The sequence below is a fragment of the Afipia sp. GW821-FHT14H12 genome, assembly GCF_058803465.1.
The window spans coordinates 1,794,702-1,806,813 of record NZ_JBXAOZ010000001.1 but is presented as its reverse complement, the minus strand read 5'-3'; the positions used below and the strand labels follow the sequence as shown (position 1 = coordinate 1,806,813).

Sequence of the window (12,112 nt, the reverse complement as noted above, 5' to 3'; positions counted from 1 at the left end):
GCGTCGGGACATCGTTTAGATGTGTCGTATCGCCCGGCCAAATCTTTTCCGGCGACGTGACGCTCTCTCCATTCAACTTTTCGCGGGCGCACGATCTTACCCGGACCGGGATAAGGCCCGCGCCTCCTGAAAGCCTCTTTTAAGAATGCCTGTCGCAGGGGCTATTTTCGGCAACCATTGCCGCCTATATTAAGCGTGCCGGTTCGCCGGCTATGGAAATAAATGGCCGTCGCAATAAACCATTCGGACCCGGGGGCAGCACCCGGCGCCTCCACCAAAGTTCCGCAAGGCGGGATTTCGGCGGGGGCGAAACAGGATCGACGAGGGCGTAAAGGGCGTGTTTTTTCCCGGTATTGTTCCGCCGTTATCGGGCTTCTCAATAGTTGCAAACGACAACTATGCTCCGGTTGCTCAGGCTGCGTAACGCAGTTTGAAATACCGACTTAAAGTCCTGATGGATTAAGCCCCGTCAGGCGGGGTTCGGAGGCACCTGGCAACAGAAGCCTCCACTTCTGTTTCATTACCCGTACCGTTGAAAACACAAAGGAATTTATTGTAGTTTGGCGTGAACGGATAAAGAACATCGAGCCTATCCGTTACCATGGCGTTACCAAATGCACCGCCCCGCCACCCACAAACCATGGCGCAAGAAGCCAGCCTCATGGCTCCGCTATTGGACGGGCAAGCCCGATAGGCGCACCGCGGTAAAGACCATCATCGTCTACTGCCAGTGGTCGGAAGGCCAACGGAAGTGCGGCCATAACGCTGTCGTGCGTATAGCTGATCTGCCAGACTGGGATTGGTCGGACATCAGCGCCCATATGCGCTGCACCGCGTGCGGACACGTTGGCTACGTGGATCTGCGAGCCAACTGGTCTGACGTGATTGATTTTAATAAGCCTGCGAGGGAGGCGGGTAGATAGAAAAACGGCCCCTATTGCTTTTCGCAATAGGGGCCGTTCTGTCTTGCTGGCCGGGCATCAACCGGCAACTCGATTTGACTAACGAGGCACGCCTAGCGAATTGTTGGCGTCTTGCTATCGCTACCCCGGCCAGCGAGTGACTCTGGCTTCAGCAAGAAACATCGGGGCTGGCGGCCAATCCGAAAGTCGCCGCCAGAAAGTCGGATGGTCCAATCGGAGTCACCACCCAGAACGGACACCATTACTGGGCCGCGTTACCCGAACACGCAGCCGCCACTAACGAGGCGGCTTATTTCATGAACGCTCTATAATCACGGCGCGACCAATAAGCCTTGCCGTCCTTATCGGACTTCCAAGGCTTGCCGAACGCTTTCGGCGGCAATTCCTCTTCGAGAATTCGCGCACGCCTTTCGCGGCGGTGCTCAATGCGCTTAAATGGCTTGTCGCTTTCAGCGCAGGTAATGCCGTGTATTGGCGTGCGCTTTCTTGATCTAGACATCACACCCACTCATACCGATCGACCATGCTGCACGGCAGGAACCATCCTTGCGCCGGCACATGGCAGAACTGGACTTTATACTGAGGCGGGCGCTCTGGCCTGTTCGCCGTGGCCCAGACTGAAGCAATCGCAATAACGACAACCAGGAGAATGAATCGCATGGCACACCGCGCGGAATGCTGGTGTTGGCCGCGTACCTCGCATTTGCGCGATTAATCAGCCGCATCCACTGGCGTGGATGCGGGGCGCTAGTTCAATACGAAATGCTGACCCAATAGTCTGGCTCGGATTCGAGCAAATTGAGAAGGCCGGTCAGCCTTCCTTCATTTTCGGATTCAGTCTCTATTTCCACGGCCAACTTCTTCCACGCAGATAAATCAACCGGCCGGAATAAGTCACAATGCTCAATGCGGGGTAGATTTACTGACCTGGAAACAAACTCTCTGTCTCCAGCATAACGGACGTAATCCCATCCCGGGTGTCCTGCTCCATGGATAGTTTGTACGCATATGTTCATACCCATCGCGCTATCCTCTTTTTCTTATTGCTGTGCCGCTACGCGGCGTGAGTGATTGACGACTAGCGCCATCGTTGAGCGCAGACAATGCAAACACAAGCCAGCACTTCTAGCGCAACAACCCACGGTAATACCGCGTTCAACAAGTCGGTTCTGTGCGCGAAGTCTATGCATCTCTGCTCCAGCGCATGTTCGACGCAGTAATTCGCCGCTGTAACGGCCATCGGCCCCATCATGCCGCCACCTTCCTTCCCAGTGCTTGCTCCCTCATCCACACCACCGCCCCAGCCAGGTAATTGATCGCCCCAAGGCACTCAGCTTCGGCCGCAGCGTATTCCACGCGCTCAATCATACCGGCCGCCTCGCCGGTCTTCTTGATGGCCTGCCCAAGCGGAAAGCCGGGGCCTACAAGGCGCGTCGTCTCAAGCATCGGCTGCTTGTCAAAAGGCAAGTCCCGCGCGTGACGCTCCTTGCCCTTGCCGGTCGCGGCATGTGCAAACGCGGCGTCTAGGATGGTGCGGAGGGTGGTGTAGTTGTCGTTGGCTGGTGCTGAACCGAACGTGGCGGGGATAACGTCAGAGTCCCAGGCCACAGTTGCCTGCTCACTATTTGTCGCCTCTGGCTGACCAATAGTTGTGCTAACTGGCTTCCCTTCCGTTGGCGACCATTCGGATGGGGGCATTACTGCTGTGATGTGGGAGTCCTTCACATGCACAGTATATCCAGACGTCTCAACCCCACTCTCCTCCAATCCTGGCACGGCACAATCATTGCTGCGCTGCGCGGTAGCAATGCGTGAGGCGATTTCGGAGATGGCCCCGCCTTCAATAGCCTCGCGTAATGGCTTTATCTCTCGATTGACTGACGCCCTTGCTGACCCAAAATCAATTTTCCCAACCATGTGTCTCACACCGTCTCCATCTGTTTCTTCTTCTCGCCACCGACCAGCGGCCTAAACCGCCATGACGCAAACGGCTTCTCAAAGTCCACAATCTCCGCGCCAACCCGGTAAGGCAGGCGGTCGTTGCGGATCTCCTTCAACAACAAGCCCTCCACTCCGAAGTGGTCAATCACAACATCGCGCACGGTGTAGGTCTCGCCCAGCTTTGGATACACTTCGTCGCCGTAGCCGAGCATGCCGAGGGTGGTGTCGTCGACAAAGACGACTAGACCGCCGGGATTGTGGTAGGTCATGCTGGCCTCGACATCGCAGCTCTCCGCCCGCGGTCTGTGACGCAACCACTGGAGTCAACGAACCCACGTCGTCGTAATTCGGCGTAGTCCTCGCTCGTGGTCCAATACCAGTCTCCGATACTGCCTGTAGCCAATTGCAGCCACCCTAACGCGCGCTTGCACGTTAGCCATCTATTCCAAGCCCGTGTTCGCGCCATCACGCAGCCTCCGCAACTTGCGTAGCGGATGACAACGCAGCGTGAACTAGTCGAATGCAGGCCGCATCAAGTTCGTCCATAGTCTCATCATCGATGCCGTTAAAGCACCCGCGATCATTCAACTCTGCAGCAATAACGCTCCACACGGCATCAGCAGTTTCGCTATCTACATATTCGCTTGCCATATCCACCACCCTCAATAAAACGCCTTCAAATCCCATCCGTGAACTTTGCACGCCTGCGCCGCATATTTTCTAAATGCCGCATTGTGCGTGTTGGAATCTCCACGGCTTTCAATTCCAGACTCTTCAAGATGCAAGTGTATGGCCTCATGTGCCATCGTCTGCAGTAGCGTCGAGGTGTGTCCTACCCTGCCGGCGGAGACAGTTATCGTGTGTTGTTTCCCATCCCACTTGTAATAGGCAAACTCACGAGGCGACCGCGCAATGTTGAACTTGACGTCCTCGCTATCAGGCAAGTTCCATTTGTTAAACGGCGGACAAGTCAGCAAGTAATCATACGCCGCCGCAACCGTTTCTGGCGTGAGCGGAAGGTGGGTCATGGCGCAAGCCAAATCCTTACCAAAAGAGCGATAGCACCTGCTGACAAAAGCAACACAAACCAAGCTGGCATCACACCACCTCCAACCTCACCGCGGGCTGCCCACCAACGACTGTCAATTCAATGCAGCCACCCATGTTGAGTGCGCCAAGTTCGTCTTTGCTCAGTAGCCAGCGCGAGGTGCAGGTGTCGTCGGCGCGGAGTACGGGTACCTCGCCCGGAAATTCGTTAGTCCAGTTATGCGGCGGGAGATAATTTACGTTTGCTTCCGGGAATGCAATTGGAATCACGCTGCACCTACTGGCGTGGGAGCAGCGGAAAACAGCGCGCAGAAAAAGTCAGGCGCAGTAAACAGATCGGCCCGGTATTCACTGCCGTCCTGCACATAGGCGCGTGAGTTTGCCAATGCCGCTCGCCTGCGCTTGATATAATCACTCTCATCCTCGGAATCCCATTCGAGTCCTTCCGAAGCCGAATCTTGGATATTCCAACGCTCCTTGACGGCAAGACACTTGCGGAAGCCGACAGCGCCCGCCTCCCATTCTTTGCTCGCGTCAGCCCAATGTTTGCACTGGTCGCATCGCATCACGCCGCCCTCCGCACTTCATTATCGTTCGCTGCAACTGGCGCATCCAACATCGCAACACGCACACGGCTAACCTCGCCGTAATTGCGATGATATGTAATCGTCTGCAATGATCGCCCCGAAAGAAAACCTGAGCCGAAATGCCAAGCGTCTTGTGGAATTGGCGCCTGATGCGACTCCATCACAACGCCCCCGCCCTCAGTCGCGAATTTAGATTGGTGGTGAATATGGAATCCGTGGGCATACCTGAACCGTGTTGCGCCCCAATCTTCCGCACGTCGGTGCGCCATGATCTGGGGCATGTCCTTCAATTTCGCTTCATGCCCGTGCGTCGCTGCGATAAGTACGCTTCCAAAGCGATGATAGAAAAACAAAGACTGGTCTAGATCGACCTCAACCCGTGGTTCGTTGCGATACCAGGCCCTAAGAAACCACGCGATTGCTGGCGCGGTTTCCTCGTCGTGGTTGCCCTTTAGATTGCGAACGATGACGCGCCTGTTCCTGCGTAGCGCCGCATCAACCGTGCGCACCATGAGATTTCCCGCGGCCTCCACGATCTTCTGGTGCCGCCCGTCGACGTCGAGTTGATTGGCCGATCTTGAAGTCTGGTTTCTGTTGTTGTCGGCGTGTGTTAGATCACCTCCACCCAACACGATGGCCGTTCCACTGGCCGGCGATCGTTCGATCGCATCTTCGATGCCATCACCAATTGCGCGCTCTGCAATTTTCAGATCCCAGTTAGTGTTTGTCTCGCGCTCCCATGCGAACATTCCGACATGCCAATCATTGCAGGGAACCAACGTCAGAAGGTCGGTATCCGTGACGGATGGAGACTTCGATACGACTGCGGACGGCTGGTAGTTTTCAAACCGCTTCGCAAGAATGTCGGCGACATCAAGTGCTGTATGCTCTTCCCTAGTCTTTTGCCACGACTGGATAACCCTGCCTTCAGCGTCTACAAGCGCCGATACGCCCGTAACCCGGTGCCCATCTGGCACCTTAAATTCCTCGCCGTGCTCTTTAACCTGCTTCGTCCAACTGCCGTCAGCAGCCTTACTAGCAATAGACTTCAGGACGTACCCCGGCTTGGTTTCTTCAGGCCCCATCAACCCGCGTTCTGCCGCCCTTTTCAGCCGGTTCTGCACCGTACTGCGAGCCAAGCCAAGCAGGGACGCCACACGCGTCTGGTCGCGCTCACACGCCTCGTATGTCGATACAGTCGCGCGCAAAACCTCGTCGGATATTTCAGGCGTAGGCATTCATCACCGCCATTTTGGGAAAAGGAAATACACGGCAAGCAAAACAAGCATGATCGCTCCTATCGTGTTGACTGCGGTGTATGGGTCAATCATCGGCCCGCTCGAACGTCACGCGGCCCGTACCGCCCAAGCCAATTGCTCGCGCTGCGCCGTATGAAAGGTCTAGGCAGCGCCCACGCACCCATGGGCCGCGATCGTTGACGCGAACCACCACACACCCGCTGTGGCACACCCGCAGGCGCGTCCCGAAATGCAGCGTCCGGTGCGCCGCTGTCATGGCGCGCGGGTTCATGCGCTCGCCAGAAGCCGTCCTGCGCCCGCCGTAACCATCCCCAACGCCATAGTGCGACGCGACACAGGTGTGGGCGTAAACAGGCGCAGAAAGCGTCAGAAACGCAGACAAGCACATGAAATAAAAGGCTTTATTCAGCAAAACAGGCACCTCTTTTGCGGAAACACAAAGACAAATACGGCTGGCAAACGGATTCTCCCGCGCCAGCCGAAAAAAAGTTTTGTGTGGGTGCTTTAGCCGGGGGGCTTCGGCATGAAGTGGAGAAAGAGGTTGTCGAGGCGATCCCCTAAACGGTTGATTGCCTCGGTAACCTCCCTCATGGCGTCACGGCTCACGTATTCGGCGGCTACGTGTTCTTTATGGGCATTGAGATCCTGCCCTACAGTGGCGGCCTTTGCGGAAGCGTTAGAGGCTAGGATTGCGGCGGCTTCGATCTTGCCGTCCTGCTTGGTAAGGCGGCTAGACAATCGCCACACCCAGCCGCCGATTGCCAACAACAAGGCCACTGCGGCTCCGACTGGAAATTCCCAACCCATCAGCGCCACCTCTTTTGGAGGTCGCCGTACCAAGCAAGGAACCGCTGTCCGCATTGACGCAGGACGACTTGTTTGACTCGGTCCTGCTTCCAGAGTGATTCAACCTCCGCGACCGTGAGCGCCTTCTGAGGAACGCCAACAGGGCCGCCACGGAAGCAAGCCTGAATATCGGCGGGCACCGTGGGCAATTCGCCTTGCGTCGTTGACTGCTGGCAACCCGCCAAGGCGAGCGCGAATAGGCCGATGCTGGCAGCCAGCCCTAACCTAACAGTAAGTGGGTGGCTGGTAACGGCGCAGTACGTGCGCCACGCTTTATTGTTCACTTAATATCCCCCACTCGAGCCGCCGCGCCCGCGTCAAGACACGGCCCATCGTTTGCAGGCGTCATACTGGCCGTCCTTTTCAGTTCTGTAATGATTGCGTTCGCTGCCAAGGCGCGTTCTGCGTCGGCCTTGCTAACGTCCTGTAGCGTCGTCAGCCTGTCTTGGAGCACCTTGACCTGTTGCGCCGCCTCTTCCGATACGCGCCTTTGATAGGCGTTCTTGTCGATTTGCTGATAACCAAGGCCGGCGCACACCAAGAGGATGGCTGCTACTGCCACCTTCCAATTCTTTGCAAACCAGGCGATTGCACCAAGCGCAATCACCAGCAGAACCACGACTATGATGAGTGCGAAGTTCGCGCCTAAATAAGAAAGAAACCACATCAGCGCGGCCCCCATAATGAAATGACAAGGATAAGAATTACGATGACCGCAGCCACGCCGAACGGTCCAAGCAACATGACGCGCCTCCACTGACGAGGTGGCGCGGGGCGCCTATGCAATGCGCTAGCCTTCGCGAACGCCCTCAAGGCACAAGGCCCGCTCTGACGTGCGAGGGTCGCCGTGCAGTCCGCTACGGCGCGCGATCAAGCCCTTACGAACCTGGCCGTCTGAACGGATGTACCAGCCAGCAAACGCATTGCAGCCTGCGGTGTAGTCGCCTTCGTTCATGCGAACCATCATTGGAGAACGGCACACCGCGGCAATTCCAGCGTTGTACGCGGCATCAACGAGTGCAGCCCATACCTTCACCGGGAAGATGCGGGTTGCGCACTTGGCGACACCGTTGATGTATTTCGGCAGGCTCTTTTGGATGGCGAGGTCGCACTCAACCTTCGTAAACCGCTGGCCCACGCGAACGTCGCCGAACTCGTCAGTCTGTCCGTAGCAGTACGTTACGGGATGGCCGGTGCCGATCGCGTCGCGGCGCGCAACCTTGTCCATACCTTCCCACGTCGTGGTGACCGGCACGACTGCGGCCACAATGCTGGCCATGAGCGCGGCAGAGATGACTACGCCTTTTTTAGTTGGGGTGCGCACCGTCATTGTTCGGTGCCGGGCTGTTTAAGCAGGCGCGCAACGCCGAACGAGAAAATCACCAGAAAGCCAACGCCGAAAAAGATTGGCGCCGGAATGCTGCCGGCCAGACCAAGCCACAGCGCGGCAACTGTACCCATTGCCGTCCAGAACAGGGCCACCCGCATAGACCAAAGACGCTTGGCCTCGGCCCATGCGTTAGGGATAAAGCGCACGCGTGCGCGCAGCCATTTTAGCAATGACACGTCTAGTCCTTAGAATTATTGAGGTTTTGTGCTGTACGCCGGGCTATGAGCCGTAGCGTTAACCAATGACGCAGGCGCTTCTGGCGCTGCGTTGGGCATTGGATTTGTCATGATTTTTGGGTGATGAGGCTTGCCGCGCAGCTAAAAGAGCAGCTAAATTCAGGTTGCATGGTTTCGTCTTGATCAACGAGCCATGTCGGTGACTTGGGGAGCAGCCGGCCTCTTATGCCGGGAGTCCCACGGATAGACCTCTTGAAGGGATGCGCACTGATGGTGCGTGTTCAGGTTAAGCAGTGGGGTCAGCTACCCAAGTCGCTGATGATCAAACTCCCGGCACCATCCGGGCGACTTGGGATGGCTAAATGCCAACAATCGCTTGCGTGATTCCGTTGTATAACGGAGCGCAGTACATCAAGCAGGCCATAGACAGCGTATTTGCTCAAGACCGCGCCGTAGACGACATCATCATTGTTGACGATGGATCAAATGACGATGGCGCTCAGATCGTTGAGGCAATGCTCCACCTCGACAGTAGGCTTAGGATTCTGCGGAAGCCCAATGGCGGACAAGGGTCTGCGAGGAACATGGGCATTGCCAACACAAACTGCGATTTAATCGCCTTCCTCGACCAAGATGATTATTGGTACTCCCACCATATATCAACCTTGGAAAAGCTATTCATTGAGAATGACGATGGGCGGCTAGCTTACGTCTACTCCAACCCTGATCGCGTAGCAGATAACGGTGACATGATTGCGCCTAGGTGCATAAACAGGCTTAAGCATCAACAGCACCCGAAACGATCATTGATGGATTGTCTCGAACGGGACATGATGATCCTGCCAAGTTCTTCACTCGTCAGCAGAGAGGCTTTTCTAGAAGTCGGCGGCTTCGATGAGCGATTTAAAGGATATGAGGACGACGACCTATTTATCAGAATGTTTCTGGCCAGATACCGATCGGAGTATGTTGATGAAGCGCTTTATGCCTGGCGCGATAATCCATCATCCACTTCTTATTCGCGCAAGATGATGGTCTCTAGAGAACTCTACTTTGACAAGATTTCGGACAGCATATTGGTTGACGCGTCTAAGTCAGAACGAGCGATTGTTGCTCATCGTTTTGCCAGATCAGCATCAGGAGACATGAAATCTGCAATAAAAAGAAATGATAAGGACACTCTCGATTTTGCTTTTCGACAAAGCATGAAGTTCAGTCGAGAAATGCACCTACCGATAAGGCGATTGCTAAGATTTAAAGTGCTGTGGCGCTATTTAGCGTTCTATGCATCTGATTATTTAGAGCAAGGTACCAGCAGGAAAAATAATAGACTTAACCACCCATGCTGATACATTTAGATGCGTTCATTAACGTCGAATACTAAAGACAATCACATGCCCATAGACGACTGCAAAATTATCAAAATACCAACCGCCGCTGATTTCTTTCCGGGGCGGATGAGCTTCATTGATGGGCGCGACCAAATCCCGTTCGATATCAAACGCGTTTATTATCTGTTCGATGTTCAGTCAGGCGACGTGTGTAAGGGTAGTGCTCACGGTAAAACGACGAGCTTGGTCATAGCGGTCCAAGGCAGCTTTGACGTTTTGCTTGACGACGGACAGCGAAGCCGAAGCCACTTTTTGAATTTGCCATATCAGGGGCTTCTCATACCGCCGATGACGTGGAGGCAGTTCTCAAATTTTTCATCAGGGTCAGTTTGTATGATACTGGCATCTACCGCCGCGTCCGAAGGCGATGATATTTTGAACTACTCAGAGTTTCAGAACGCGGTCATGGTGTCTTAGATTATTCCGGCGCAAGAATAGCAGCCGGGTCGTCGCCAGCGACTTGCACCAAAGAAATAAGTGCATACTCAGTGGAACGTAACGGATATCCCGTATATGGGGACGCTCTTATTGTTGAGCGTCTTTATCCGTGCGGCAATTGATGTACCAGACGTGCATGTCGTATCAGATGTCTCGACAACAATGCGACCGGCCTGACCTACCCCCACTGATGATAACGAAGCTGACGACCAATTCGTCCCGCCATTGCAGGTGACTTCCACGGTCAAATCCGTATTCAAGGTCGGCGAGGAAGTGTTATCGAATTCGATCAACACACGGGCATTGCCAGCACTGGATCCCGCAGTCTGGGTCGCCGTTACGATTGTAGCATTGGTGTAAACAGCGGCTGAAATGAACTCTATTTCATCGACAGACCAACCGTTCGTATTTGTTGTGACATTAGCATTCGCGATTATTCTCCAGTATCGAAATGAACCGACCGACGAAAAACTAACCGGCTGAACTGCCGCCGTTCCTGTCAATATCGTGGCTGTGGCGGCGGTGTTCCACGTCGAGTTGTCGCTTGAATATTGGACCTTTATGCTCGTGACGTTCTGGGTCGCGTCGTTCGTCTGGCGAATTGTAATAGAAACAATATTCTTAGCATTACCTGAACCGAAATCTTGCCCGATCCACGATACGCCGCTTTGGTTGACGCCCGTTTCGGCAGAAACCCATCGTGTCGATGTCGAATTATCAAAAGCGTTCGACGGTACAAAGCTGCTGGTGTGCCCGTTCTCGATAGCAAACGTCGTTGTAGATTCATCAGATCCACCCGATGCGGATGGCGATATTTTACCGTTTGAAGTATCGATTGTGTAATTTGATGATGAACCCGCGTTGATGCAGTCGCTAGACTTAAATCCAGCTGCGAACGTATTCAAACCACGGCGATAGGTAGCCAAGGCCTTTGACTGGTAGATTCTGTCTAGCAGTGCATTCCTGCGTTGCTCGTCCGTCATTCCGCCGGACGGTGGGTCGATCCACGCGACATCATTGTCTGTGGCTGTCGCTTTCGACAGAACTTGGCCAGTAGTGCCACCTGCGGGCACCGCTTGAGCCGCAGTGGCAAAGTCGGTCTCCGCATGGGTTGCAGCCGTGCCAATATCGGAAGATTGCAGCGCCGTATCAGCCTTAGATCCCTGCGCCGCAGTTGCAAAATCCGAGACGGACTTTCCGCTGTCCTTAAGCAATTTGCCGCTCGTCGTGTCGAACGCGGCAAGCCGTCCGTCCACCGCCGATGCCGGCCCAACGACATCACCAGTGCCCGTTCCATCCGCGCCCTTCGCAGCGACGATGCCCCATTTGCCCGCGGCGAGGTCGGTCGCGAACGTGCCGGATGTGTGTGGGGTTAAGCATTGATAGGAGGAGCCAGACTGCGAAACGAACGACGCTGGCGGGCCGGTGACATATGCCGTCGCCGTCACCCACGCTTCGATTGGCTTGAGTGATGCGGGGCCGGTCGCGCCCTTCAAGTTCATGCCGGTGTCGGCCCACGCGAGCGGCGAGCCTGTCAGCGCGTAAACGTCGAGGTCCGCGCTGTCGCTATCGATCCAAAGCGAGTTGTTGGGATGGCTGGTGTCAGGCTCCGCGTCCTGCACGAGAATGGTGGCACCAGGGCCACCCGGAGAACCGGCTTGCTCGACCCAGACGCCTCCCGTCTTGAGCCAAACCACCCACGGTGTAACGTTGGATTTGAGCGCGCGGTTGCCGTCCTCGCCGATCGACGGATCTGGCTCCGCTCCCTCGACCGCGTACCAAACTGCCGTGCCGTCGAGCATTGCAAGAAACGACGCAGAGTCGTACCCAATAAGCGCCGTGTGGTAACGAAGCAGCGATGCTTTCAGAATGAGGTACGAGCCAGAGCCAACCGACGAGCCAGCCCATTCAGTGAACAGATCGACGTGGGTGTCGTCTGTGACGGTCTGAATGACAGCTAGCGATCCACCAGCAAACAGATAGTCGCCGTCCTTGACGCTGCTGGCCAACGACGTGCCGGAGAACACCGCAGTCGTGTCGCCCGGTGCGATTGTGAGCGTACCGGTGTTGTAGATGAAGTTGGTGATGTCTAGAACGGTTGACATTGATATTCC

The 12,112-nt window shown here is 55.4% G+C and carries 14 protein-coding genes and 1 other RNA gene; 3 read left to right on the top strand and 12 right to left on the bottom strand.

From position 1 onward, the window contains the following. The first annotated feature begins 158 nt into the window (after window positions 1-158). Window positions 159-511: a transfer-messenger RNA gene (ssrA, locus tag AC1RNA_RS09030) on the top strand. A gap of 1,660 nt (window positions 512-2,171) precedes the next feature. On the opposite strand, the gene AC1RNA_RS09025 is transcribed toward ssrA, so the two are convergent. The 11 genes from AC1RNA_RS09025 to AC1RNA_RS08975 all read right to left on the bottom strand — a co-directional run bounded on the left by AC1RNA_RS09025 (window position 2,172) and on the right by AC1RNA_RS08975 (window position 8,169). Further along, window positions 2,172-2,840, bottom strand: a complete 669-nt coding sequence (locus tag AC1RNA_RS09025; RefSeq protein WP_492950887.1) for a hypothetical protein — start codon at window positions 2,838-2,840, stop codon at window positions 2,172-2,174. A gap of 5 nt (window positions 2,841-2,845) precedes the next feature. Beyond that, on the bottom strand, window positions 2,846-3,133 hold the full coding sequence (locus tag AC1RNA_RS09020; RefSeq protein ID WP_492950886.1) for a hypothetical protein: 288 nt from the start codon (window positions 3,131-3,133) through the stop codon (window positions 2,846-2,848). Between the two features lie 196 nt (window positions 3,134-3,329). Further along, the gene (locus AC1RNA_RS09015) at window positions 3,330-3,515 is read right to left on the bottom strand and encodes a hypothetical protein (RefSeq protein ID WP_492950885.1); all 186 of its coding nucleotides are present in this window, start codon (window positions 3,513-3,515) and stop codon (window positions 3,330-3,332) included. Between the two features lie 11 nt (window positions 3,516-3,526). After that, window positions 3,527-3,892, bottom strand: coding sequence for a hypothetical protein (locus AC1RNA_RS09010; protein WP_492950884.1), 366 nt, complete (start codon window positions 3,890-3,892; stop codon window positions 3,527-3,529). A gap of 285 nt (window positions 3,893-4,177) precedes the next feature. Next, window positions 4,178-4,477 (bottom strand): hypothetical protein, encoded by a 300-nt coding sequence (locus AC1RNA_RS09005; protein ID WP_492950883.1) that lies wholly within the window; start codon window positions 4,475-4,477, stop codon window positions 4,178-4,180. Beyond that, a complete protein-coding gene (locus AC1RNA_RS09000) occupies window positions 4,477-5,736 on the bottom strand; it encodes a hypothetical protein (protein WP_492950882.1) in 1,260 nt (419 codons plus the stop codon). The genes AC1RNA_RS09005 and AC1RNA_RS09000 overlap by 1 nt, the downstream gene beginning before the upstream one ends. Window positions 5,737-5,821: 85 nt before the next feature. Beyond that, complete coding sequence (locus AC1RNA_RS08995; protein ID WP_492951200.1) at window positions 5,822-6,145, bottom strand: septal ring lytic transglycosylase RlpA family protein; 324 nt, start codon at window positions 6,143-6,145, stop codon at window positions 5,822-5,824. Window positions 6,146-6,261: 116 nt separating this feature from the next. Beyond that, a complete protein-coding gene (locus AC1RNA_RS08990; protein WP_492950881.1) occupies window positions 6,262-6,564 on the bottom strand; it encodes a hypothetical protein in 303 nt (100 codons plus the stop codon). Window positions 6,565-6,883: 319 nt separating this feature from the next. Further along, window positions 6,884-7,270 (bottom strand): hypothetical protein, encoded by a 387-nt coding sequence (locus AC1RNA_RS08985; protein WP_492950880.1) that lies wholly within the window; start codon window positions 7,268-7,270, stop codon window positions 6,884-6,886. 123 nt (window positions 7,271-7,393) lie between these two features. Then, window positions 7,394-7,933, bottom strand: coding sequence for a glycoside hydrolase family protein (locus AC1RNA_RS08980; RefSeq protein WP_492950879.1), 540 nt, complete (start codon window positions 7,931-7,933; stop codon window positions 7,394-7,396). Beyond that, the gene (locus tag AC1RNA_RS08975) at window positions 7,930-8,169 is read right to left on the bottom strand and encodes a DUF7940 domain-containing protein (protein WP_492950878.1); all 240 of its coding nucleotides are present in this window, start codon (window positions 8,167-8,169) and stop codon (window positions 7,930-7,932) included. The genes AC1RNA_RS08980 and AC1RNA_RS08975 overlap by 4 nt, the downstream gene beginning before the upstream one ends. Window positions 8,170-8,531: 362 nt before the next feature. Here AC1RNA_RS08975 and AC1RNA_RS08970 point away from each other — a divergent pair, with 362 nt between their 5' ends. Together AC1RNA_RS08970 and AC1RNA_RS08965 are read left to right on the top strand one after the other, a co-directional pair. Then, a complete protein-coding gene (locus AC1RNA_RS08970) occupies window positions 8,532-9,518 on the top strand; it encodes a glycosyltransferase family 2 protein (RefSeq protein ID WP_492950877.1) in 987 nt (328 codons plus the stop codon). A 45-nt stretch (window positions 9,519-9,563) separates the two neighbouring features. Beyond that, window positions 9,564-9,977 carry a sugar 3,4-ketoisomerase gene (locus tag AC1RNA_RS08965; protein ID WP_492950876.1) on the top strand — a complete coding sequence of 138 codons (414 nt, stop codon included), beginning with the start codon at window positions 9,564-9,566 and terminating at the stop codon, window positions 9,975-9,977. A gap of 68 nt (window positions 9,978-10,045) precedes the next feature. Here AC1RNA_RS08965 and AC1RNA_RS08960 read toward each other — a convergent pair whose 3' ends face one another. Further along, a complete protein-coding gene (locus AC1RNA_RS08960; protein ID WP_492950875.1) occupies window positions 10,046-12,103 on the bottom strand; it encodes a discoidin domain-containing protein in 2,058 nt (685 codons plus the stop codon). Window positions 12,104-12,112: the final 9 nt, after the last annotated feature.

Coding starts and splice junctions, on each gene's coding strand:
- AC1RNA_RS08960 (WP_492950875.1), bottom strand. CDS start 12,103: ATGTCAACCGTTCTAGACATCACCAACTTCATCTACAACACCGGTACG.
- AC1RNA_RS09010 (WP_492950884.1), bottom strand. CDS start 3,892: ATGACCCACCTTCCGCTCACGCCAGAAACGGTTGCGGCGGCGTATGAT.
- AC1RNA_RS09000 (WP_492950882.1), bottom strand. CDS start 5,736: ATGCCTACGCCTGAAATATCCGACGAGGTTTTGCGCGCGACTGTATCG.
- AC1RNA_RS09025 (WP_492950887.1), bottom strand. CDS start 2,840: ATGGTTGGGAAAATTGATTTTGGGTCAGCAAGGGCGTCAGTCAATCGA.
- AC1RNA_RS08970 (WP_492950877.1), top strand. CDS start 8,532: ATGCCAACAATCGCTTGCGTGATTCCGTTGTATAACGGAGCGCAGTAC.
- AC1RNA_RS09015 (WP_492950885.1), bottom strand. CDS start 3,515: ATGGCAAGCGAATATGTAGATAGCGAAACTGCTGATGCCGTGTGGAGC.
- AC1RNA_RS08990 (WP_492950881.1), bottom strand. CDS start 6,564: ATGGGTTGGGAATTTCCAGTCGGAGCCGCAGTGGCCTTGTTGTTGGCA.
- AC1RNA_RS08980 (WP_492950879.1), bottom strand. CDS start 7,933: ATGACGGTGCGCACCCCAACTAAAAAAGGCGTAGTCATCTCTGCCGCG.
- AC1RNA_RS09005 (WP_492950883.1), bottom strand. CDS start 4,477: ATGCGATGCGACCAGTGCAAACATTGGGCTGACGCGAGCAAAGAATGG.
- AC1RNA_RS08985 (WP_492950880.1), bottom strand. CDS start 7,270: ATGTGGTTTCTTTCTTATTTAGGCGCGAACTTCGCACTCATCATAGTC.
- AC1RNA_RS08995 (WP_492951200.1), bottom strand. CDS start 6,145: ATGTGCTTGTCTGCGTTTCTGACGCTTTCTGCGCCTGTTTACGCCCAC.
- AC1RNA_RS08965 (WP_492950876.1), top strand. CDS start 9,564: ATGCCCATAGACGACTGCAAAATTATCAAAATACCAACCGCCGCTGAT.
- AC1RNA_RS09020 (WP_492950886.1), bottom strand. CDS start 3,133: ATGACCTACCACAATCCCGGCGGTCTAGTCGTCTTTGTCGACGACACC.